Annotated in this window: 16 protein-coding genes; 8 read left to right on the plus strand and 8 right to left on the minus strand. The window is 47.3% G+C overall.

Annotation, left to right across the window (positions count from 1 at the left end; translation table 11 throughout):
* Nucleotides 1-158 precede the first annotated feature (158 nt).
* From K6V30_RS08220 to K6V30_RS08240, 5 genes are all read left to right on the plus strand, one after another.
* Entirely contained in the window at nt 159-3,302 is a 3,144-nt protein-coding gene (locus tag K6V30_RS08220) for a SusC/RagA family TonB-linked outer membrane protein (RefSeq protein ID WP_081030730.1), read from the plus strand.
* A gap of 21 nt (nt 3,303-3,323) precedes the next feature.
* On the plus strand, nt 3,324-5,258 hold the full coding sequence (locus tag K6V30_RS08225) for a RagB/SusD family nutrient uptake outer membrane protein (RefSeq protein ID WP_070101283.1): 1,935 nt from the start codon (nt 3,324-3,326) through the stop codon (nt 5,256-5,258).
* A gap of 37 nt (nt 5,259-5,295) precedes the next feature.
* Entirely contained in the window at nt 5,296-6,651 is a 1,356-nt protein-coding gene (locus K6V30_RS08230) for a basic secretory protein-like protein (protein ID WP_055268535.1), read from the plus strand.
* 24 nt (nt 6,652-6,675) lie between these two features.
* Nucleotides 6,676-8,031, plus strand: a complete 1,356-nt coding sequence (locus tag K6V30_RS08235; RefSeq protein ID WP_224207275.1) for a hypothetical protein — start codon at nt 6,676-6,678, stop codon at nt 8,029-8,031.
* A gap of 78 nt (nt 8,032-8,109) precedes the next feature.
* Nucleotides 8,110-9,501: an alpha-L-fucosidase gene (locus tag K6V30_RS08240; RefSeq protein ID WP_055268740.1), complete on the plus strand. Its 1,392-nt coding sequence runs from the start codon at nt 8,110-8,112 to the stop codon at nt 9,499-9,501.
* A gap of 106 nt (nt 9,502-9,607) precedes the next feature.
* Here K6V30_RS08240 and K6V30_RS08245 read toward each other — a convergent pair whose 3' ends face one another.
* The 8 genes from K6V30_RS08245 to K6V30_RS08275 form a co-directional block, all read right to left on the minus strand.
* Complete coding sequence (locus K6V30_RS08245; RefSeq protein WP_070101284.1) at nt 9,608-10,567, minus strand: N-acetylmuramoyl-L-alanine amidase; 960 nt, start codon at nt 10,565-10,567, stop codon at nt 9,608-9,610.
* Nucleotides 10,568-10,613: 46 nt separating this feature from the next.
* Entirely contained in the window at nt 10,614-10,964 is a 351-nt protein-coding gene (locus tag K6V30_RS08250; RefSeq protein WP_055268536.1) for a hypothetical protein, read from the minus strand.
* Between the two features lie 113 nt (nt 10,965-11,077).
* Entirely contained in the window at nt 11,078-11,596 is a 519-nt protein-coding gene (locus tag K6V30_RS08255) for an HU family DNA-binding protein (RefSeq protein ID WP_055268537.1), read from the minus strand.
* Between the two features lie 261 nt (nt 11,597-11,857).
* Nucleotides 11,858-12,733 carry a DNA-directed RNA polymerase subunit alpha C-terminal domain-containing protein gene (locus K6V30_RS08260; RefSeq protein WP_055268538.1) on the minus strand — a complete coding sequence of 292 codons (876 nt, stop codon included), beginning with the start codon at nt 12,731-12,733 and terminating at the stop codon, nt 11,858-11,860.
* Between the two features lie 75 nt (nt 12,734-12,808).
* Nucleotides 12,809-13,273, minus strand: coding sequence for a hypothetical protein (locus tag K6V30_RS08265; RefSeq protein ID WP_070101287.1), 465 nt, complete (start codon nt 13,271-13,273; stop codon nt 12,809-12,811).
* Between the two features lie 109 nt (nt 13,274-13,382).
* A complete protein-coding gene (locus K6V30_RS25275; protein WP_309559901.1) occupies nt 13,383-13,724 on the minus strand; it encodes a DUF6633 family protein in 342 nt (113 codons plus the stop codon).
* 196 nt (nt 13,725-13,920) lie between these two features.
* Nucleotides 13,921-14,910: a DUF7833 domain-containing protein gene (locus K6V30_RS08270; protein WP_055268541.1), complete on the minus strand. Its 990-nt coding sequence runs from the start codon at nt 14,908-14,910 to the stop codon at nt 13,921-13,923.
* 1 nt (nt 14,911) lies between these two features.
* Nucleotides 14,912-15,124, minus strand: coding sequence for a hypothetical protein (locus tag K6V30_RS08275; protein ID WP_055268542.1), 213 nt, complete (start codon nt 15,122-15,124; stop codon nt 14,912-14,914).
* Between the two features lie 116 nt (nt 15,125-15,240).
* On the opposite strand from K6V30_RS08275, the gene K6V30_RS08280 reads away from it, so the two are divergent.
* From K6V30_RS08280 to K6V30_RS08290, 3 genes are all read left to right on the plus strand, one after another.
* The gene (locus K6V30_RS08280; protein ID WP_055268543.1) at nt 15,241-15,699 is read left to right on the plus strand and encodes a helix-turn-helix domain-containing protein; all 459 of its coding nucleotides are present in this window, start codon (nt 15,241-15,243) and stop codon (nt 15,697-15,699) included.
* Between the two features lie 30 nt (nt 15,700-15,729).
* Nucleotides 15,730-19,734 carry a helix-turn-helix domain-containing protein gene (locus K6V30_RS08285; RefSeq protein WP_081030731.1) on the plus strand — a complete coding sequence of 1,335 codons (4,005 nt, stop codon included), beginning with the start codon at nt 15,730-15,732 and terminating at the stop codon, nt 19,732-19,734.
* A gap of 284 nt (nt 19,735-20,018) precedes the next feature.
* Nucleotides 20,019-23,156 carry a SusC/RagA family TonB-linked outer membrane protein gene (locus K6V30_RS08290; protein ID WP_055268544.1) on the plus strand — a complete coding sequence of 1,046 codons (3,138 nt, stop codon included), beginning with the start codon at nt 20,019-20,021 and terminating at the stop codon, nt 23,154-23,156.
* Nucleotides 23,157-23,183 lie beyond the last annotated feature (27 nt).

A 23,183-nucleotide genomic window follows, 5' to 3' on the forward strand; every position in this document is an offset into this window, starting at 1 on the left:
CTGTACTCTGTTTTACCATTTGTACTTTAAACAGACATTCTTTTTCCTCCCTGCTTTTTGGCGTACAGGAGTATTCGGTTTCCTCGTCTATTCCTTTAATTTGCATCAACGTGATAAACGTATTTGATAACCTTATTAATTAATTAAAAACAAGTAGTATGAATTTGTTTGAAATGAAAAAACATCGCATCAGGTCATTATGGCTACTGCTATTGTTACTTACGTGTAGCGTAACAGTATGGGCGCAAGGAAGTTCCGTCACAGGCCGTGTCTCTGATGAAAAAGGAGAACTGCTCATAGGGGTGAGTGTTCAGGAAAAAGGTACAACGAATGGTACCATTACCGATATGAACGGTCAGTATACCTTGAAGCTTTCAACAGGGAATCCTATTCTGCTCATATCTTATATAGGATATAAGCCGCAAGAGGTAAAGGTAGCAAAGCAAAAAATCGTAGATGTCGTTTTGGTGGAAGATGTGTCGTCACTGGATGAAGTGGTAGTAGTGGGTTACGGCAATCAGCGTAAAGTATCCGTGGTAGGCGCTCAGTCTACGATGGATGTGAAAGACATTAAGATGCCTGCTGCAAGTCTGTCTTCTGCTATTTCCGGACGCATTGCCGGGGTGGTTGCCGTTCAGCGTAGCGGCGAACCCGGTCACGATGAATCGGATATCTGGATTCGTGGTTTATCTTCCTTGCTCGGACAGAGTTCCAGTCCCCTTGTGCTCGTTGATGGGGTAGAACGTAGTTTCAACAATATCGACCCTGAAGATATCGAATCGTTTACAGTGCTGAAAGACGCTTCCGCAACTGCAGTATATGGTGTACGTGGTGCCAACGGAGTCGTGATTGTGAAAACCAAACCCGGTAAAGTAGGCAAACCGCAGTTTAGTGTGGACTATTACGAAAGTTTTACCCGTCTGACCAAGAAGGTAGATATGGCAGATGCCTACACTTACATGGATGCACGTAACGAGGCGCAGATGAATACAAGCGGTACACTTAAATACTCGGCTGCTTATATCGAAGCGACAAAGAAGTCCAACGGTTTATTGCCGAATGACAATCCCCGTTTGTATAATCCTTACCTGTATCCGGCCATCGACTGGGCAGATAACCTGTTCAACGACTGGGGACACAACCGTCGCGGGAATATTAATATCCGTGGGGGGGTGCCTAATGCAAACTACTATGCTTCATTGAGTTACTATGGAGAAACCGGTATGACCCGCAACTTCAAGCTGGAGAACTACAATACTCAGATGAAGTACGACCGTTATAACTTCACCTCCAACCTGAATCTGAAGCCGACTTCCAAAACGATGGTTGATCTGGGTTTTTCCGGATATCTGGGACAGGGACATTATCCGCAGAGCAGTACCAGCTCACTGTACGCAGCCTGTATGGATGTGAATCCGGTTATTTATCCTTTGTTGCTGCCCAACGGTACCGTGTCCGGTATCAACTCACAGCAAAAGTTCAACCCTTACGGTCTGCTGGCTCGCGGAGGTTATTATGATGAATTTTCCAGCCAGTTAAATTCTAATATCCGCGTGAAGCAGGACTTGGATTTCTGGAAGTGGAGCAAAGGACTTTCCGCTTCTGCCATGGTAGCTTTCGATACTTACAATTCACGTAAGAGAAAGTATAACCGGAATGAACCGATGTACACCTTTGCCGGTAAAACGGACGAAAACGGAATCTGGATAGAAGACACCTTGTTTGATGAAGAAACAGGCGATTACCTCTACTCGGTGCTGAAAGAAGCGGATGGTAGCCTGTCACTTCAGACACCGGAGCAATGGAGCAGCCGCACGGTGTATACAGAAGCATCCTTGAACTATGACCGTAGTTTCGGTGCTCATCGGGTAGGAGGTCTGTTGCTTTACAATCAGAAAGTATATTGGGATTTGAATGCGACGGATGTCATTGGCGGTATGCCTTACAAGCAACGCGGTTTTGCCGGACGTGCCACTTATTCGTGGAACGACCGTTACTTCGCAGAATTCAATCTCGGTATCAATGGTTCGGAGAATTTCAGCCCGGGCAAGCGTTATGGTGTCTTCCCTGCTTTTGGTCTGGGATGGGCAGTCTCCAATGAATCCTTCTGGAATCCGGTCCGCAAATACATTTCCTTCCTGAAATTCCGCTATACGGACGGATGGGTCGGCAGTGATACCGCAACAGGCAGACGTTTCATGTATCAAGGTGTGTTCACCGGTCTGACAGGAACCATGTTCGGAACCAATTATACAAGTGCCAACGGTTATGGAGAAGAAAAGTACGGTGTAAATGTCACTTGGTCTAAATCCAGAAAGCAAGACTTGGGTATCGATATCAAGTTTCTGAATGATAATCTGTCCTTTGTAGTCGATCTTTTCAAGGAACGTCGCGACAATATTTTCCTGCAACGCAGTACAATCCCCAGCTACGCCGGATGGATCGAAAACCCTTATGCTAATCTGGGTGTCGTAGAAAACAAAGGCATCGAGGTAGCGATGGACTATACACAACGGCTGGGCAAGAAGACATTCCTTACGGTACGTGGCAATCTGACTTTCAATAAAGACAAGATTATAGAGAACGACGAACCGCCGGTAGACTATCCTTGGATGGAGACACGCGGTACGAATGTAAATGCGACTTGGGGATTCATAGCCGACGGACTTTTTACCAGTCAGGCGGAGATTGAAGACCATGCCACCCAGTTCGGAACCGTACATGTAGGCGATATCAAATACCGGGACTTGAACGGAGACGGTGTGATTGACAACTATGACAAGACGGTCATCGGACGCGGTGATGTCCCCAGAATCTATTACGGATTCGGTGCCGACCTACAGATCGGAGACTTTTCTATCAGCGCCCTGTTTCAGGGAACCGGACAGGCCGACCGCTATCTGGACGGCATTTGTATCAAGCCTTTCTGGGATGACGAAGGCCGTGACAATGTCTTTGCCAACATCCACGACCGCTGGAGTCCCGACGATCCGACCAATCAGGATGTGTTCTATCCGCGCATGTATGTCGGCAGTGACGCCAACACGAACAATGTTCAGAAAAGTTCGTGGTGGGTGAAAGACGTCAGCTTCCTGCGTCTGAAGCAACTGAACATATCCTACAATATACCGAAAAAGCTGCTGGACAGATGTTTCCTCAAAAGTGCAAGCGTCTACCTCATGGGTACGAATCTGCTTACCTTCTCTAACTTCAAGCTGTGGGACCCGGAACTGAATACGAGCAACGGAACAGCTTATCCGAATGTATCCAGCTATTCGGTCGGAGTCAAGTTTAGTTTTTAACCCTAAAGTCAAATAATCGTTATGAAGAATAGAATAAAACAATACCTGTTGGCTGCATCGATGTGTGTCGGACTGACTGCTTGCAGTGATTTCTTTGAACCGATTCCCGGTGTACAGTTTGGACTGGACGAAACGTTTGCCTCCAAGCAAAGGACGGAAGAATATCTGAACAATGTATACAGCTACGTGCGTGAAGTGACAGATGCCATTCATCCGAACACCTACGGAGGTATCTTTACGGAAGCATCGTTGGACGGAGCAAACCGCTGGAACAAAACGTATGCGGAATGGACCAACGGCTCCTTTAACTCCGCTTCAGCTCAGGCAAGTGAATACTTCTCAAAGTACTATCAGGCAATAGCCAAAGCAAGTACGTTCATCCAGAACGTAGATAAATGTACAGAAGCCGCCGCCTCTACACGTGGAAAGTGGAAATCGGAAGCACGTGCATTGCGGGCATACTATTATTTTGAATTGCTGCGCCTTTACGGTCCCATTCCGTTGATTGGCGAAGATCCCATTCCTCTGGACGCTTCATTGGAAGAGCTGATTAAAGAACGTAATTCGGTAGACGAATGCGTAAACTTCATTGCTACGGAATTGCAGAGCGCCATTGATTCCGGCGATTTGCTCCAGAGAGCCGGGAAGGCAAACCTGGGACGTATGGATGTCGCCACTTGTATGGCACTCAAGGCAAAGCTGTACCTCTACTGGGCAAGTCCGCTTTTCAACGGAAATACGGATCAGGCGTCAGTCAAGAATAAAGACGGCAAACAACTTTTCCCTCAGACCGAAGATCACTCCAAATGGACTCAGGCGCGCGATGCGTATGAACGGTTTATGACCTTCGCCACCGGACAGGGATATAAGCTGACCGAGGTCTATACGAATGGAAAGCTGGACCCTTATGCTTCGTGCAGGGCTGCGGGCGAGTTTTTCACCACAACCTGGGAAGCTGTTGATGAACTGATTTTTGTGAAGCTGAGAGATTTGTACGACTATACCTACTGGGTATGCCCTAAGTTTACCGACTTCCAGGATACCGACGTGACTGGCGGCGGTGGCTATTATACAACACAGGAAACGGTAGACCTGTTCTTTACAAAAGACGGACTGACCATCGAAGAAGATCCCGGCTATGATAAATTCGAGGGCGTACCGGGTGCCAACAACTTCACATCCGGAAGATATTACGATCCCAACAACCCTTCCCGTCTTTACTTTGACGCCGATAAGTCCAAAGTGCTGAAACAGTGGAAAGACCGTGAACCGCGCTTTTATGTGAATATTACCTATAGCGGCTCTATCTGGCTGAACGAAGGTAAGTACAATGAGGAAATGCGTACAGACTTCACCAACGGTGCAAACGGAACCTGCGGCAAGTCCAAAGCCTCCGGCGACTGTCCGGATTCGGGATACTTGATCCGTCGGGGTGCGAAAGCCTCCAACAACAACGGTTCGAAACACTTCTCTCCGGTACTTCGTCTGGCAGATATGTATTTGGGATATGCCGAAGCACTTTGTATGTGCAGCGATCTCGACAATGCCCTGACTTATCTGAATAAAATCCGGGTCCGTGCAGGCATTCCCGAATATACGTTTACCGCAACAGCCGGCAAGATAACCTGTCCGAAGACACAGACCGACCTGCTGAACCGTATCCGCCGCGAACGTCTGGTTGAACTAGTCTTCGAATGGAACCGCTATTTCGATGTGCGTCGCTGGAAAGTGGCGGAAGGACAGAATGATCCCGAACATTGGATCTATCCGGCATATCACACCGGAGGCGAAGGAGGCAAAGTATACGGTATGAATATGGACAAGGATTATCCGGCATTCTTCGAAAGAACCTCTTTTGAGACTCGTGTGGCATTTACGAAAAAGCAATATTTCATGCCGATACCTTATGATGACCTCCGTCGTATCCCGTTGCTGGTACAAAACCTGGGATGGTAATACGATATTCGAACAATAACGCTTAAACAAGAAGATTATGAAACATTGGAAAGATATAGCTTTCGGGTTGTTTGTCTCACTGACACTGGCTGCCTGCTACGGTGAGGAAGACAGCTTCGCAACTCCTGACATCTATAAAGATTATCAGCCTGTACTGAAAGACGGGAATACCGTAGCCGGATATGCGGCTGCCCCTCTCAAAGAGGCGAAATATGATGAGGTGCTGAATGAACTTTACCTCACGTGGGACGGCAGTAACTCCGGCTGGGAAAAGAGAGATGAATATGTGGGAGTGGAAGTAGAATTCAACTCCCTGCTCTCCGGCAAAAAGATAAAGCGCGTCATGATCCCGAATGTCGGTGATTTTGGCAACCTGACTGTGAAAAGGCGGGATTATGGCAACGAGCCGACCACTCTGCGTCTGAGTAAATATCGTACAGTAGTGGTTACAGACCGTTACGGTGTAGAGGAACTTCGTTTCCGCTCTATCTACAAAGATGCCGACGGTGCTCGGCAGACAAGTGACTGGATGAATCTGAGCGATCAGGCGGATAAGTATGAACTTCAAGTGGATATGAACTATGCTGCCTGGCAGTATTTTAAAACCAGCCAGGCGGCACAAGTTCAGATTTCCTTTGAGAGTGATTCGGAGATACGTCCCGTTTCTGCATTGTATAATCTGATAGGTAACGGAGACGAGGCTGCTACTCAGGAAGAGTTCCGGAAATGGTATTATATGGATTGTGCGGCCATGTCATTCGACCCCTACAATCTGGCTTTCGACCCTTACGGCAAACTGCGTGTCTTTATCAAGAAAGACCAGACCGGAGGAGCGTATGCGATAGATTACCCCACCCATAACGAAGGAAGAGGCATTGTTTATCCGGCTTCGGAAAGCAATCCGAACGATGCGTGGTGGAAATTGCCGGACATGCAGCATGTGTTTATGCACGAGATGGGACACTGCGTGCAGTGGATGCCCAAACAAGGGAAATACATCATGGAAGGTGTGCAGGATTGTGACCGGCAGGGATATCAGGAAGGATGGCCGGACGCTGTGAAAGTAGCGAGCAAAGGATATATTCTGGCTACGCAAAAAGAAGAGTATCAGGCCGCTATCGCCAAGTCTTACCGGAATCCGCAGAGTGATAAATACTTTGTCTGGCAGGTTGACTACAATACTTCCGGTGCTTTTATGAGCTGGCTGCGTCTTTATAATGGCGACTTCGTGCGTATGTTGCCGTGGACAGTGCTGATGGACGAACTGACCAGCCAGTGGAGTCTGGAGGATGCAGTGAAATATATCCTGAAGGAGAGTTACCCGGATATTACGATGGAAGAACTCTGGAACGAATACAAGACAGAGGTAGAAGTGTTCCTGCAAAATAACTAATAGAGCAACCTTTAAAAAACAACTATGATGAAGAAAGTATTATTTGCATTAGCTGTGCTGTGCACGGGCTTCTGGAGTTGCAATACCTTGGATTTGAATGACGTGGGCTACGGAGAGGGTGACCGTCTGAAGGCTTCCTCCGTTAAAGAAATATTGTATGGCACAGCCGATGGCTGTTGGAAAGCCGACTATCAGGGACACGAATTTTACTTCCAGTTTCATGAAGACGGAACAGTAACACTGGATTCGGACTTTCTGGAGATGGCGGTAGAAGGAAAAACATCATTCTCTGCCAAAGGTAAGGAAGTGGCACTGGATATTGAGAATTGCGATGTCCATCTGCAAAATCTGGGAAGTGAATTTGTAGATACCAAGTTTGTCGTATCAGAGATCCCGGCAGAAGGAGAGGCACCGCAGCTGAATTTATACGGTGAATCTACCGGCAATACCATTGAACTGCAGCCGACTACACAGGCATACATCCATGACAAAGTCGCTTCAAAAGCGGACTTTACCGAACTCTTCGAGAAAAACTTATTGGATAATCAGTCCATCTGTGACGCTTCCGGCAATTTTATCGGTTATTATGGCCTGGTACTGAATGGTGTCAACGATCTTTCTGTCAAAGTAATAACGATTGAAAACAAAGATGGAAACGATGCGAACGGCCATACGCAATACTATGAATCGAAATTGACGAAAGAAGGGCAAATCTTCAAACTGGATACGCCGGTGGAACAGATTAAATCGGTGAACGGTGCCACGTATGCCTTCAAAGCCATTGACTGCACCGGTGATGCGGTGGCGGTAGACGGTATGTCAAATGTAACCCTGACCTCCAACAAGGGAGCGGTCAATGACTTCGATTATGTGACCTCCGGCGGAAAATTCACACTGGGAAAAGCGCAGGATCACGGTGCCGCTTGCGATGAAATATGGGCGGGAACAGGCGGACAGGCTACAAGCTCCGGCGGAACAATCGCCGATATAAATGCCATGAGTTATGACTACGGATGGAGTGGAAGTCCGAAACAAAGACCGCTCGTTATCTGGACATGGTGGTTTGCAAACCTCGCTTTCCCGAGCAGTGAAGAAGGAGCAAGCATCCTGATGAATAATTCCGATAAAGACCGTGTCCTATTTAAGAACATATCCGGCAGCGGACAGACCTGTGGCGGCGGTACTCTTAATGCGACGGAAGTGGCCGAGATAAATGCCTACTGTAAAGACCTTATAGATACTTGGTTCAATGAGAAAGGACTTTTTGTCGTTCGTCACGACCGTCAGAGTGCAGGAGATAAATTCTACATCTATCTTTTGTGTCCCGATACGGAAGCCACTTCGAAAGGTGGAATGTGGATGAAGTATCAGAGAGACTGAGAATGAATGTGGATAAGATAGTATAAGCTGATGATGCTGATGTACTTAACTAATTAATAATTAATAAATGAATAGATGATGAAAAGACTGTTTTTACTGATGATCCTAAGTGTAACTTCGGTGTTATGCTTGAATGCTCAAACCAAGTCGTTGCACCAGCTGCAACAGGAATTCGTTGATTTACGCTGTGGTATGTTCATTCATTTCAACATGCCGACCTTCTTTAATGAGGACTGGCCGGACCCGGATGCTGCTCCCGAGCTTTTCAACCCTGTCAGGATGGACTGCAAACAATGGGCAAAAGCGGCAAAATCAGCCAATATGACCTACGGATGTCTGACAACGAAACATCATAGCGGTTTCTGTATATGGGATACTAAAACGACCGATTATAGTGTAATGAGCAGCCCGTTCAAACGTGACGTGGTAAAAGAATATGCCGACGCATTCCGTGCCGAAGGGATGAAAGTGATGCTCTATTATTCGATCCTCGATACGCATGCCCGGCTGCGTCCCAAGTGTATAACTCCGCAGCATATCGAAATGATCAAGGAGCAACTTCGCGAACTGTTGACCAACTATGGTGAAATAACAGCTTTGATCATTGACGGTTGGGATGCTCCGTGGTCACGTATCTTTTACGATGACGTACCTTTTGAAGATATTTATCGTCTGGTCAAATCAATCCAGCCCAACTGTCTGGTGATGGATCTGAATGCAGCAAAATATCCTGCCGAGGCTTTGTTTTACACGGACATCAAGTCTTACGAACAAGGAGCCGGACAGCATATCTCGAAAGATACCAACCGTCTGCCTGCCTTGTCTTGCCTGCCGTTACAGCAGAACTGGTTCTGGAAAGAAAGTTTCCCGACTACCCCTGTGAAGTCTCCGGCACAAATGGTCAATGACAACATCATCCCGATGGGAAAATCCTACTGTAACTTTATCCTGAACGTAGCTCCTAACAGAGACGGCTTGATGGATGCCAACGCATTGAAAGCTCTGAAGGAAATAGGTAAACTGTGGAAGAACGATGGTCGTGTGGCAACGGTTCCCGAAGCGGATGCTCCTATTATCTCTTCCAACATTGCCAAATATCAGCCTGCCGAAGGTACATGGAGCAGTGACTATGCTATCATGGACTTTGCCAATGACGATGATTTCGGGACTTGCTGGAATTCTAATCCTGAAGTGAAGGTGCCCTGGTATTCGGTGACTTTCGAGCGCGAGAAACCTTTCAATATGGTGGTTATTACGGATCGTAACAATGACCGTCTGCAGGAATACCGTCTGGAATACCGTACGGGTGGTACATGGAACCTTCTTTACGAGGGTAAGGCTCCTACCGGTCTGCGTGTGAAAATCCACCGTTTCGATACGGTTTGGGGGGATGCGGTACGAATGACTGTCTTAAATTCTAATGGTACTACTTCCATTGCAGAGTTCGGAGTATATTGTGAGAGAAGATAAAATGATCCGATAAGAGACTGATCCAAAAGAGTAAAGGGCTGACTATTTAAGATACTACCGACTTTTTAGTCAGCCCTGATTATACTATAGTTTTTCCTGCTTCTTATCAAGCCTCCGTGTAGTGGCTGCTATCTTTGTTTCTTTGCCTTTTCCGTTGGATCTGACGATAAAGCAATACAGTGGCGACGCTTCCTCCTCCGATGAGCAGTAAAGTCAGATTCCCGGAGTTGTCATGTTTATTCTTTTTTTCCTCCTGCAGCGAAAGCTTCTGAACGCTTTCCGTCCTGTCTGCCGCTTCTTCCTGATGATTGTTTGTCACTTTCATACTGTCCGTGCTGTGTGCGTGCTGATGTTTTTGTGATGCACTGCTGCTTTTTTTGCCCCGACGGATGATGGTCGTGAGTTCAGTATACTCTTCCGTGGCATCTTGCGTGATAGTTGAAGAGTCTGATACCAGTTTTTGTAACGCTTGGGTAGCCAGCTGCTGCCGGATGGTCTTCGTAGTCTGTGAATTCATCGAAGAGTCACATGTTTCGGACGAATGGCTGAGGCTCCTGTGGCTTCCGCAAGCCGTTGCAGCCAGCAGAAACGCCCCTGTGTACAGGGTGGCGAATGCGGTACTTTGTAACCAGTTTCTGACGTCAAAACAGGGACATACCTTAATAAATTCTTCCGGTTCGATTTGTCCGTTTCCGTTCAGGTCGGGTGAGGTGTCTCGGTGCCCGATGATGGTTCGTATGCCGAAGTGTTCTTTTTGCAGACGGGCGATTAGTTCTCTCATTGCTTTCTTTTGTGCATCGGTACGTGTGTCGGCGGGACGACCGTCGGCATCCAGTCCGCCGATATAGCAGATGCCGATGCTACGATTGTTCCAGCCCAAGCAGTGTGCTCCCGGTTTGCCGACCGGGCGTCCGTTTTCGATGGTTCCGTCCGGACGGATGACAAAGTGGTATCCGATGCCGTTGAAGTTCCGCTGGCGGTGCCATCTGTTGATGTCGGCAGCGGTGAAATCCTTCCCGTAAGGGGTGGCGGAGCAGTGGATGATGATAGAGTCGATTGTTCTCATGATTCGTTGTGTATTTGTTAGAGGATGTGAGAGGTTATTAAGAGAATTAGTAGTCGGAAGAAGGAGTCCGGCGGGTGCATCCATGTATGACACATTGCTTTACTTCCAGTTCCTTTTGTACGAGTTCCGTTTCGTGACAGCGGTTGATCCATTCCAGTTTTTCGGCCTGTTCCTTTCGCAGTTCACTTTGCAGGTTGTCGATGGTCGTGTCCCGTTGAGCGAGCCGTTCTTCGAGCCAGTCCACTTGTTTCCGGTGGTTTTCGGCGGTCAGGTCATCCAGGGAGGCTTCTTCACGTCGTGCCTCCGTCTTGCGGTGAGTCAGGAAGTGAATCAGATATTTCAGCGCTTCCACTCCTCCCAGGGCACTGATGAGGGTGATGATATTCGATGTTTCCATGAAGTAGGGGGATTGAGAATAGGCACGGATGACACAGATGTCACGGCTTTAGCGGTGTGATGAGATTGAAACCGTGTCATCTTGCGTCATTCGTGTCTGAAATAAATAGCCTGTTATACAGTCGGGTCCGGTGCTTCCTCGTCTCCTCCGTCGCCTCCGCCCGGATTGTTGTCGTCGGGGTCGCTTCCGTTTCCCGAACCGCCCGACGACGGATTGTTCACACGGTCTACGTCTTTCAGACTCAGACCGTCGGTACGGGTGGCAGTACCGGTGTTCAGCCGGATGTCTTTATCGGCGCGGAAGCAGATGCGTAATCCGCTGATGTCTGCTGCGGTGAAATCTTCCGCTCGCGTAGTCCCTTTGCTTTGGGCGGCAAGGTAGAAGTAGCCCAGTCCGCTGATGTTGACGGTTCGTCCGTCAATCAGCTTCTTCTTCAGCAGCGTTCTGAAATCTTTGAGGACACTGATGGATTCACCTTCGCTCACACCGGAAGTTTGTCCTATTTCCCGGGCTATTTCGTCCAGGGTACTTGGGGTGCTGTACTGGTAAGTAATTTGCGGATAAGTCTTTTTGGCAGAGTTCTTGTCTGTAAGGTCTGTCGGTCTTGTGATTTTTCTGAATAAGATTGCCATAATCTGTTTCCTTTCTTTGTTTTTTTAATTCATACGTTTTGTTTTGAAATCTCAGTGCTTTGCTAACGTTAACGATACAAAGGTAGGGCTTCGGCAGGGGAGGTACAAAGACAGGATAAATGGGGGGGATGATAGGACGCTAGAATGCTATGGATTTGATTATTAGAATCTTATGCTCTCATTGAAGGATGCTGTATCCTGTCCTCTTCCCGAACGGGTAAGGAAGAGGACAGAAAGTGGCCGGGGAGCGGCAGAATAGAGTTACAGGCAATACTCTTCAGGAGTCATTTTCCAGTGCAGTCCTTTCGCTGCAAGTAAGTCGTCGAGCTCTTTCATGCTCTTTGCTCCTATACCGCGTAACTTTTCAAATTTGTTTCGTTTGGAATAGGCGATGTCTCCCAATGTTTCGATCTCATTTATGTCTAAAACGTGATAGGTGCGGGGTGATAAGTGTAAGCCTTCAATTTTGGTATTCAAGATGTTGTCGGGATCATTGGCACTATACAGCCTTTTCTCCAGTTGTTCCTTCAGCTGGATATATTGGGCCTTTAGTTGCATATTTTCCTCCATAAGCATATCATTTATTTTTCGCGTGCGGTAGTAATCATTGTTCATGACCCCAACTTTGTTGGCGTATTTGAGGCGGTTGATACTTTTCTCGATGATCTGTCTGATACGTTCGGGGCAAAGATGAAATTCGGCTGCAATTTCCGATATTCTGTAACCCATAAGAAATCTGACGACGATGTATTGAGCCCTTTCATTGCTGTTCGTCGAAAGGGCGGTGAATGCGTTTACGAACAGATGTGCCAGCATTCTTGCATTTCTGAAAACGCTGCCGTATATCCAGGTGTCATCGGAGAGTTGTTTCTGCGCCTCGTTGCATGCTGCCAGCTGCTTTCTATATTCTGCTGCCTGTTCTTTGATTTCGACCTTGTACTGTTGTATTTTCGCTTCCGCTTCTACAATGTCGCCGAAGGATGCTTTCAGTTGTTCTATCGATTGAATATCAATGAAGGTGCTTCCTTGGGCGACATGTCCCAGTAATATTCCTTTTTCTAACCAGTTGGCGATTGTTTGCGGGTGTACGCCAAATACTTCGGCAGCTTCTTTTCGTGAAATGTATTTCTTTTCCATTTTGTTTTGTCAATTATCCTGCAAAGGTAGTGATAAATAAACGAAAGTGTGCGTTAGTATCGGGAAACCATGTGATTAGTATGAAGGCGACCGTTTCTTTATGTTCTTTTTCCATCTCCAGAAAGCCTTCATCAGTCCTTCTTCGCTGATACTGCTGATGTGATAGTGCTCGATGAAGCAGCGGACAGATTCGATGTAAGGCACTCCAAGTTGTCGACGGTCGTCCAGCATCCGGTCGAAGAGTTCCAGTTGCAGCTGGTTCAGCGTACGCTGTTCGAAGAGGCTGATGGCATCTTGAGTAAGATAGTTATAGTAAGCAGGATTTTTCCCCCGGTGCGGAGCGGTGAGGCGGAGGCAGAGGTTGCCGGTTTCGCGGAGCGGAGCGCTGGCGGGACGTCGGCCCAGTAATTCTTGCAGGGTGATGTACAGGTAGCAGCCGGCGGGAAGATGAAGGGCGCCCTCTTCGATAAAGTCGGAATAACGTCCGTACAGATATTCGGCAAGTAAGGGCTTGATGTGAATGTGTAGGGTATAAGGCATGATCAATGATGTTTTGAATTTCGGCACCGATGAGGCCCCCTTCCGGCACCGATGAGGATAGCCCTCGGCACCGATGAGGAGGACCTTCATCGCCGGTGAAAATGATTGGTTATTTTGCGGATGGCGGTTGTAGTTCGCGGATGGCTTCGGGATCTCCATATGCGGCTCTGCGGCATACTTCCTGATACATCTCGTAAGTCACGGCTTTTCGTTCTTCCGCTTCGGAGATGACGGGAGGAGGGCTTTGCGGTGCGGTCGATTTCCCTTTTCGGCATTCGGCAGCATACTGGCGGAGGAATGCCATGATTTTCAGCGGGTCGATGCAGCCGTAAAACGGGCCGTAATGACCGATTTTGACGCGGGCGATGAAAAGGCAGATATCTGCTGCCGTCAGCTGCGGATAGGTGGAGAGAATCAGTGCGATGGTCTCGTAAAGCTGGGTTTCCGACATTTGCAGGCGTGTTTCGGCAAGGCTGTTCAGGCTGGTCAGTTGTAATTTCAGCCATTCCGTCGGAGTCGGTTCGCCGTAAAGATTGATCAGCAGGGAGAGGGAGGGGATTCCCTGCTTGTCGGCGAGCAGGGAGGGAGTCAGACCGGCGGTGAGGATACGGTATTGCAGCGAGACGGGATAGGCACGCAGAAAGTCGTTAGGGTTCGGATACCTTTGGAAGAATTCCTTCAATTCGGAGTTGTTCGATACGTTGTGAGGCTTGGGATTGAAGAAGGCTATCGATGTCTGACGGGAGTTTGCCGTTGACGTTAGCTGATTCTGTGTGTGCGGAGTGGGATGTATGGTTGTCATGCCGGTAGTTTTTTGTATAGTTGGAGTGGTTGAGTTGTATGTCTAGCCAGGAGGCGAAATGTTGGCGGAAGTCGCGTATGGATTTTCGTTCGGTGCCTTCGTTCTGCAGTTTCCGGCAGAAGTGTTCCAGCCATTCTTTTATCTCGGTTTCTTTCAGACGATGATTGTGGCAGAGCGTTTTCAGCCAGGATTTATTTAGAATAGCCTTTTGCAGAGTTTCCTGTAGCGGGAGAGGGAGGTCCGGTTCCTGTTGCTGACCGGAAGTGGGCGGTTCTTGTTCGGTCATTTTGGCTTCCTGCCCGGTCATTTGGGGGTTCTGTTCCATCCCTTCCCGTTCTTGTTCCAATGCTTTCTTTTCGTGTTCCTTTTCCGGGTTTTCATCTTCCTCTTCCTTTTCCTGCGGAATATGGCAGTCCGGGACGGGAAGAGAAGAGACAGCCTGTTTCGCGTCTTGTCTGATACTTTTAATGGATTGGTGTGTCTGTTCCGATAGTTGGGCACAGATTTCTTTCGGCAGCTTGTCGTATTCTTTCTGTGCGGAGATTCTCATACTGGGATTCATGGCCTGTTGCGCCATCCAGTCGATGAGTATGATATACCCGTCGGAGTATATTAGTTTTTTGATATCTTCAAGTTTCTTGATGTTTCGTCGGGCGGCAGGTTCGCTGATGTGACATTCGTAGGCGATTCTTCTTACAGTCATGCTGTATACTCCCAGCATATTGGTCGAAGAATTGGTGTTCAAATAAATCCAGACGAGCTTTTCAGAGGCGGAGAGGGTCTCAAACCAGTTTTCACTCCATGTTCTGACGTTGATGTATCTTCTTGTTTCCATGTCAGTATTTTGTTTTTAAGTCCTCTTCGTCTTCCCGGGCGAATACAATTCGGTATGCTTCGATCACTTTCCGTGATTTGGGGCCCCGTATTTTTCCACTGAGTGTATTGTACACTGTCTTTTCGGAAACTCCTGCCAGCCGGGCTACTTTTTGCTTCCATCCTCTCGGCGGGATGAGGTGAGAGTACGGTTGTTGATTACTTTTCTGTTCCATTAGCTTATTATTTACATTAATTCATTATATTTGTCCTCAATTACCTGACAATGGGGAGTGTATTTCTTCATTTCGGCGGTAAAAGTAGAGATTAGTATTGATAAAAGCAAGAGAATATGTCGGAAGATGTGATATTATTTTCAAGAAACCTGATGTTTGTCAGAAAGTTGATAGGAGTGACCCAGTCCGGGCTGGCAGAGAAGCTAGGTGTGAAGCCCAATACGATTTCTAATTATGAAAAAGAAGTGACTGCTCCCGATTTCAAGATATTGATGAAACTCTGCAAGCTGTTCTGCTTGCCTGCGGACACGATGCTGAATACATTGCTCACGCATGCGGATCTGGAAAACAAGTCCGAATGGCTGCTCAATGTACGTCGGAATTTCAATCTGAATGATGTGGACTTGCCGCCGTCGCCGGCGGAAAGCATTGCCGTAGAGAATGGAGATCATCTTTATGTCAAGCAGTTGCTCGAACAGTTGGAGCGTAAAGATGAGACGATCATGTCACTCAATCGCCGGATCGGGCGGCTGGAATACGAAATAGAACTGTTGAAAAAAGGAGAAGGGGGCTAAGATCATTCCCCTTTCGATAAACACAAATAAATGAGAATAGAGCGGGTTATAGAGGATAGATGGAAGATACATCTGAGGGCGGAGATACTTTTGGTCGCGTTGTTCTGTTCATTGGCAGGTTTTGCTGCAAATGACAAGGATACTTACTTTTTCCAGAAGGTAGACTACCAGCAGGGATTGTCCAACAGTGCCGTACTTTGCCTTTTTCAGGACAATGAAGGGCTGATGTGGTTTGGTACGTACGACGGAATGAACTGTTATGACGGGAAAAGTATGGAAGTCTTCCGCACTGATTTCTCGGAAGACAAGACGCTGAGCAACAATGTGATTCACTCTATTGCACAGGCAGACAGCAGTTGCTTGTGGGTCTCTACCCATCTGGGAGTGAACCGCTTCTCGAAGGTGTCACGGCAGATTGTCGGCAACTATGAATTTCCGGATGATTACTACGTGAACTCCAACAGCCGGGGCAATACATGGGTATTCACCGGCGACGGAATCTATTACTACAACACCCGCTATCAGCGTTTCATTTTACAGCCAACCTCCTCACTTCCCATTGACAGCATGGAGCAGCGGACTTTTGTGATGGATGATGGTACGCTCTGGCTGTTTCCGCCTCATTCGGGGAAGGTACAGCAGTATTCACTGAATGCCTTCGACGCGGATACCTTGTCGACCCGGCTGTCGGTCTCGACCACCGAATTTCATTCCAAGGACATCGGGGATATTTTCTATCAGAACGGCATATTCTGTTTCGTCGACCGCGACCGTGACTTGTACATGTACGACATCTCCCGAAAGTCGAAGATCTATATCCGCAATATTTCATCGCTGATGCAGAAGTATGGAGTGATTACGGGAATCATTCCTTTCTATGACGATATTATCATCGCTTTCCGTGCCAATGGACTGGTGCGTCTGCGCACCTCGAAAAAATATGAGGCGGAAGTGGTCAACCGCAATATACGCATCTATGGAATCTATCGGGACCCACGCCAGGGAATGCTGTGGATTGCTTCCGACGGACAAGGAGCCGTGATCTATGCCAAGAAATATGCGATTGCCACCAATCTGATGCTGAACCGTATCTCTACTGAACTGAGTCGCCAGGTGCGTTCGGTGATGACGGACAAGTATGGGGGACTGTGGTTTGGCACAAAGGGAGACGGATTGATTCATGTGCCCGAATATCAGGATGATCTGACAAGTTCCGCATCAAAAGCCATCGTTTATGCTCCCGGAAAGAGAGTAAAGGCGTCATCCTACGTCAAATGGGATGAAGAGTTTCATGTCTATAAACTGGAGCAGAGCCGCTATATGGATGGTTTCTGGATTGGGGCGGGCAATCCGGGGCTGTTTTATTATTCATTCAAAGACGACGCTTTGCATCCGGTGGAAAATCCTTCGGGACAGCCTGCTATCGATGTGCACGATATTTACGAAGAGAATGATACCACGCTCTATGTGGTGACGGCAGGAGTCGGCTTTTATAAAATGATACTGGAGAAAAAGGCCGGTTACGTCCGGATTAAGGAACAGAAGCGTTATCATTTCTTTTATGAGCAGAAGGAGATCGCGATGTTTTTTCCGATGCTGGCAGAAGGAGATTCCCTGTTATGGTTGGGAAGCAGAGAGCGCGGGCTGGTCCGCTTTGACAAGCGGACGGAGGAATACCGTGTCATATCACTGAAAGAAATGCTGCATAGGTCGGTGGACGACATTTTGAGTCTGCACCGCGATCATGAGGGCAAGATGTATGTAGGAACCACTTCGGGACTGGTGTGCCTGTCATTTGAGGGTAAACAGATGAAAGCCACCTATATCGGGCGGGAGCAAGGTCTGCTCAATGATATGATACATGGCGTGCTGGAAGATGGCAATGACTTCCTGTGGCTGGGCACCAATCGCGGACTGATCAAGTATAATCCCAGTAATGGCGCTTCGCACGATTATTATTACAGTGCCGGTGTGCAGATCGGAGAGTTCAGCGATGATGCCTATTATCAGTGCCCCTATACAGGAAATCTTTTCTTCGGGGGGATTGACGGACTGCTTTATCTGGACCGTAAAGTGGCTGCGGCACCGGAGTTTTATCCGGACATCCTGCTGCGCCGTTTATGGATTGGCAGAACGGAAGCTGTGCTGAGAGATTATTATGCGGGTGAAGAGGAAGGTCTGCGACTGAAAGGTGCACAGGCTTCTTTCGCCCTGTCCTTTGCTGTGCCCGATTACCTGACGGGGGAGGAAGTGGAATACTCCTTCATCCTCGAAGGATACGACGAGCAGTGGGCTTCGTTCAGCAGTGCGAATGAAGCCTCCTATACGGATGTTCCGGCAGGCGATTATACTTTTAAGATTCGTTACCGGAAAGACGTGTTCGATACGGAATATAAGTTCTTCTCCATTCCCGTCCATATTCTCTCGCCGTGGTATCAGTCGACCGCAGCCTATATCTCTTATCTTCTGCTGGGGCTGCTGTTTATTGGTTATCTGCTTCATTTGCTCCGCAAATATATCATCCACGAGCGGCGGCTGAAGCGGCTGCTCGATAAGGAAAAGTTGCGGAAGCAATCCGGAGTGAACGGGGTAGGCGACGATGTGCTCGACCGCTTTACGCTCATTTATAACAGCTGTGACGAATTGCGCGCGGAAAATATTTCCTACGAGCAGCGTCTTGAGAAGGTAGCATTGATACGTGAGACGGTGATGACGGCTCTCCTCAATCCGGATCTGCTTCAGCGGGAAGAACTGAAACATTTCTTTCCGGATAAGTTTATCGTTTCCGCCCGTATGACTATACAAGGAGTGTCACAACAAGTATTGCGCACACTGGAAGAGCAGGGGATCGACCATTCAGCCGTCCGGTCGGTGATACGGGAGGACTTTACGTATCCTGTCTATAAAAATGCCTTGTACAGTATCCTGTACTATTGTTATATTCAGATAGCCGGTGCCGGAAAAACGCAGGGAGTGACAGTCGGTGTGGAGGAAAAAGCAAGCAATATGCTCCTGACATTCTCTTCGGAAGATGATACTGTGAGTAAATTGTACGAGTCTCTTTCCGGCAAGTCCTCTTCTGCATTGCTGAAAGATGCCGACTGTGAATTTGCCGACCAGCTGCTGCGCTGCTTCGTGCAGTCGGCTTTGGAGCGGATTCATGCTTCTGTCCAATATACAGGCAACGAAGCAGCCGGTCGGTTGACAATCAGTTTAGAACCGTCCGTTCTGGAAGAGTCCGACGAGCAGGGGAAGAAGAGTGTGTTATTGCTTGAAGACAGAGATGAAATGACCTGGCTGATTAGTAATTTCCTGGCTGATGAGTACAGTGTTCGTCAAGTCAAGAGTGTACAACTCGCATTTGAGGAGATCCGTCGCTCGGCTCCTGCTCTGTTACTGGTTGATATGACCATGTATGCAGGTGCGGAGAATACCTTTATAGAGTATGTCAACCGTAACCGGAGCCTGCTTTCAAAGACTGCTTTTATACCGATGCTTACCTGGAAAGTCAGTTCGTCGATCCAGCGTGAATTACTGTTATGGGCAGACTCTTATATTGTATTGCCATACGATATTCTGTTTACGCGGGAAGTAGTCCATAATGCAATCTATGGAAAACGGGAAGCGAAGCAAATCTACATGGAAGAGCTGGGCAATTTGGCAGGACAGATTGTTTGTACCACCACCGAGCAAGCCGAGTTTATCCGCAGGCTGTTGGAGGTGATCGAAAAAAATCTGGATAACGAAGAGCTGGGCTCTACGTTGATAGCCGAACGTATGGCGATGAGTTCCCGCCAGTTCTATCGTAAGTTCAAGGAAATATCCGATATGGCACCCGGTGACTTGATAAGAGGGTATCGTATGGAGAAGGCAGCCTTGCTCCTGCGTAGTGAAGAACTCTCTATTCAGGATGTGATTGCGGAAGTCGGTATTGCCAGCCGTTCTTATTTTTATAAAGAGTTTACCCGTCGGTTCGGAATGACCCCGAAAGATTATCGGGAACAATGGATTTTAAGGGCTGGTAACAACTGTTAAACCTTTCCGACTCCTGTTCTTTTAGATATTTCTTGGTTTCAATAGGTTGTTCTTGCTCTCCTTCATATGTGCTCTTATAGTGCGTCTTTCCTTGCAATAGTCTAGTATTTAGATTCTTATCTTGTGCTCTCCTGTGACGGTTTATGCTTTGGCGTTGCACTCTACTTTGTCTGTTTTTTGGCGAAGCAGAGCAACTCATTCCTGCTTAAAATCTCTTAATTTGCTCCTGGAATCTTAGTAATAACGAATAGGTTAACCCTTTTTACTAATCAAATTTAATAATTATGAATGAAAAACTAAAGTATCTTACCTTGTATATAATAGGTATGATGTTGAGTTTGGGCGTTAGTGCTCAGTCAGTGAAGTCAATCTCCGGAACGGTAACCGACGATCTAGGTGAGGCGGTTATCAGCGGTACTGTAAAGGTGAAAAACGGTAGTACGGGAACGATAACCGACGTGAACGGAAAATACACACTGTCAGTACCTTCCGGTGCTACCCTGGTATTTTCGTATATTGGTTACATTACACAAGAATTTAAGGTATCGGAATTAAAGAGCAATGTGCTGAACGTAGTCCTGCAGTCCGATACGAAAGCGTTGGACGAAGTTGTCGTTGTAGGTTACGGTACGATGCGTAAGTCGGACCTGACCGGTTCTATCTCCACAGCTAAGGGGAAAGATATGTTGAAAGCACAGTCTTTTAATGCACTCGACGGACTGAAAGGCAAAGTGGCAGGTGTGAATATCTTCTCTAATACCGGACAGCCGGGTGGAGAGTCACGTGTGATCATTCGTGGTATTTCTACCATCAACGCATCAGCGTCTCCGCTGTATGTGGTCGATGGAGTAGTGATGTCAAACTTCGATCTGCTCAACCCGAATGATATTGAGTCTATCGAAGTGCTGAAAGATGCTTCTTCTGCCGCTATCTACGGTGCCCGTGGTGCTAACGGTGTGATCATGGTAACCACCAAGCGCGGTAATGCGGGAAAAGGGGTGCATGTCTCTTATGACGGTTCGTTGTCTATCGGTACGATGGCCAGAAAAATAGATGTAATGGACGCTAACGAATGGATGTCGACCTTCAAGCAGGGACTCGAGAATGCTAACGAATTTCAAGGCAAGAACTTTACGACAGATCTCTCACAGATATTCACAGACGAACGTTTGTTCAATGCCGATGGTTCGCCGAAGTATAATACAGACTGGCAGGATGAGGCATCACGTACTGCAATTTCTCATAATCACCAGATCAGTATTCAACGTACAGGCGAAGGTTCTTCTATCGGAGCGTTTATCAATTATACCGATCAGCAGGGTGTTTTGCTGAACTCCTTCTTTAAACGTATCAATGCGAAACTGGCGTATGACGATAAACCGACTGACTGGCTGTCTACTTCCGTCAATTTGCTGGTCAATCACACTTGGGGTAATAGAACCTCTGACAATCCTTACGGACAAGGTGCGTTGCGTACCATGATCGAACAGTTGCCTTTCCTGCCTGTCAAGCTGGATGGCGAATATACGCAGACCAACATTATCAATACGAGCTCTATCCTCAACGACCAGTCGAATCCTAACAGCGGAAAACAAGGATTCAGCCCGGAGGGGGTAGGTAATCCCGTGGAATTGCTCGAACGCTTGTATGCCATGCAATATCGTACACAGATATTTGGTAATGCCGCTCTGACTTTCCATCTGATGAAGGGACTGGATCTGAAGACTCAGTTCGGTGTCGATTACCATAATAACAGAGATGCCAGCTATACCCCCTTCACTCCGCGTCCGATGATTAATCAGAGCTCGGAAGGCTCGGCTTCCGCAAGTAACTCCAACTCTCTGTACTGGCAGGAAGAAACTTATCTGACCTATGTGACGGACATTCATAAACATCATATTAATGCGATGGCAGGTATGTCCTGGCAGGAATATCATTATACTTCTTTCAATGCTTCCGACAGCAAGTATATCGATGACTTCTACGGATATTATAATCTGGGTTCCGGAACGAACCGTCCTTCTGTGGGCAATGATTATGATAAGTGGGCTATGAACTCCTATTTCCTGCGTTTGGCTTATTCTTATGACAATAAGTACATGGCTACTGTAACCGGTCGTTATGACGGCTCTTCTAAATTCGGACAGAACAACAAATACGCATTCTTCCCGTCAGTCGGTTTGGGATGGATGATTTCCAATGAAGATTTCCTGAAAGACAATTCGTTGATCAGCAAGCTGAAACTGCATACTTCCTATGGTCTGACAGGTAACTCGGAAATTGGTACTTATAAGTCATTGGCTACTGTAAGCCAGTCGAATACCATTATCGGTGATGCTCTGCACGTTGTTTCTTATCTGGATAACATGCCTAATCCTGACTTGAAATGGGAAAAGACAGGACAGTGGGATTTAGGATTCGAACTGGGCTTGTTTAACAACAGACTGAATTTCGATATCTCCTACTATTATAAATATACGTCGGATTTGTTGCTCGACCGTCCCGTTCCCGAATCAACCGGCTATTCTTCCATCATGGATAACATCGGAGCAGTTTCCAACCGTGGTGTGGATATTCTGGTAACAGCTTATCCTATCCAGACACATGATTTCCAGTGGACTTCCACTATTAACCTGGGTTTCAACAAAAACCGCGTTGAGAAGCTGGATGAGAGCGCTTCCGTAGATCCGGTTACAGGTAAACGTCAGATTACGACAGATGGTTTTGTAGGCTATGATATGTTGATTCGTGAAGGCGAAGAACTTTCTTCTTTCTATGGTTATAAGCGTGTCGGCATCTACGATGGTATTCCGTCCAATTGGGATGCGGAAACGATGAACATACCTTCTACTATCGGTGAAAAGGTGACTTATAAGAAACGTGAAATTATCGGTAACGGATTGCCCGACTGGATGGGGTCGTTTATCAATACCTTTAACTATAAAGGATTTGACCTGACAGTTGACTTCCAGTTCACATGGGGGGTAGATGTAATGCAGGAATACTATCACTCTACTGTCGCCCGTTTCCTGACCAACGGTATAGACCGTCTTTACAAAGAAGCGTGGCATCCTACTCTCAATCCGTCGGGCAAGGAACAGGCGATCCGCCTGAACAACTTCGGGCAGGGAGCTAACAATCAGGCAGATGATGACTGGGTTTGCAATGGTTCTTACTTACGTTGTAACATGATTCAGCTTGGGTATACCTTCAATCCGACCCTAATCAAGAAGATCGGTCTTTCTTCATTGCGCTTGTATGCGAATGTGAATAACGCATTCCTGATTACTTCCAAGGACTATAACGGATACGATCCGGACAACTCTTCCCGTTTGGGTGACAACAAATGGGGGGCCAACCGCCAGTTCTTCACCTATCCGCGTCCGAGAACCTTTACGTTCGGTCTTAATGTAGCATTTTAATTCATCGTTATAAAAACCATAAGAATT

Source organism: Bacteroides faecis, assembly GCF_020091505.1.
GTDB classification, from domain to species: Bacteria; Bacteroidota; Bacteroidia; order Bacteroidales; family Bacteroidaceae; genus Bacteroides; species Bacteroides faecis.

What these genes read in the sequence shown, in the direction of transcription:
- K6V30_RS08230 (WP_055268535.1), top strand. Translation starts at nt 5,296, where the DNA reads ATGAAACATTGGAAAGATATAGCTTTCGGGTTGTTTGTCTCACTGACA.
- K6V30_RS08240 (WP_055268740.1), top strand. Translation starts at nt 8,110, where the DNA reads ATGAAAAGACTGTTTTTACTGATGATCCTAAGTGTAACTTCGGTGTTA.
- K6V30_RS08235 (WP_224207275.1), top strand. Translation starts at nt 6,676, where the DNA reads ATGATGAAGAAAGTATTATTTGCATTAGCTGTGCTGTGCACGGGCTTC.
- K6V30_RS08250 (WP_055268536.1), bottom strand. Translation starts at nt 10,964, where the DNA reads ATGGAAACATCGAATATCATCACCCTCATCAGTGCCCTGGGAGGAGTG.
- K6V30_RS08290 (WP_055268544.1), top strand. Translation starts at nt 20,019, where the DNA reads ATGAATGAAAAACTAAAGTATCTTACCTTGTATATAATAGGTATGATG.
- K6V30_RS08285 (WP_081030731.1), top strand. Translation starts at nt 15,730, where the DNA reads ATGAGAATAGAGCGGGTTATAGAGGATAGATGGAAGATACATCTGAGG.
- K6V30_RS08280 (WP_055268543.1), top strand. Translation starts at nt 15,241, where the DNA reads ATGTCGGAAGATGTGATATTATTTTCAAGAAACCTGATGTTTGTCAGA.
- K6V30_RS08245 (WP_070101284.1), bottom strand. Translation starts at nt 10,567, where the DNA reads ATGAGAACAATCGACTCTATCATCATCCACTGCTCCGCCACCCCTTAC.
- K6V30_RS08220 (WP_081030730.1), top strand. Translation starts at nt 159, where the DNA reads ATGAATTTGTTTGAAATGAAAAAACATCGCATCAGGTCATTATGGCTA.
- K6V30_RS08270 (WP_055268541.1), bottom strand. Translation starts at nt 14,910, where the DNA reads ATGGAAACAAGAAGATACATCAACGTCAGAACATGGAGTGAAAACTGG.
- K6V30_RS08255 (WP_055268537.1), bottom strand. Translation starts at nt 11,596, where the DNA reads ATGGCAATCTTATTCAGAAAAATCACAAGACCGACAGACCTTACAGAC.
- K6V30_RS08275 (WP_055268542.1), bottom strand. Translation starts at nt 15,124, where the DNA reads ATGGAACAGAAAAGTAATCAACAACCGTACTCTCACCTCATCCCGCCG.
- K6V30_RS08225 (WP_070101283.1), top strand. Translation starts at nt 3,324, where the DNA reads ATGAAGAATAGAATAAAACAATACCTGTTGGCTGCATCGATGTGTGTC.
- K6V30_RS08265 (WP_070101287.1), bottom strand. Translation starts at nt 13,273, where the DNA reads ATGCCTTATACCCTACACATTCACATCAAGCCCTTACTTGCCGAATAT.
- K6V30_RS08260 (WP_055268538.1), bottom strand. Translation starts at nt 12,733, where the DNA reads ATGGAAAAGAAATACATTTCACGAAAAGAAGCTGCCGAAGTATTTGGC.
- K6V30_RS25275 (WP_309559901.1), bottom strand. Translation starts at nt 13,724, where the DNA reads ATGTCGGAAACCCAGCTTTACGAGACCATCGCACTGATTCTCTCCACC.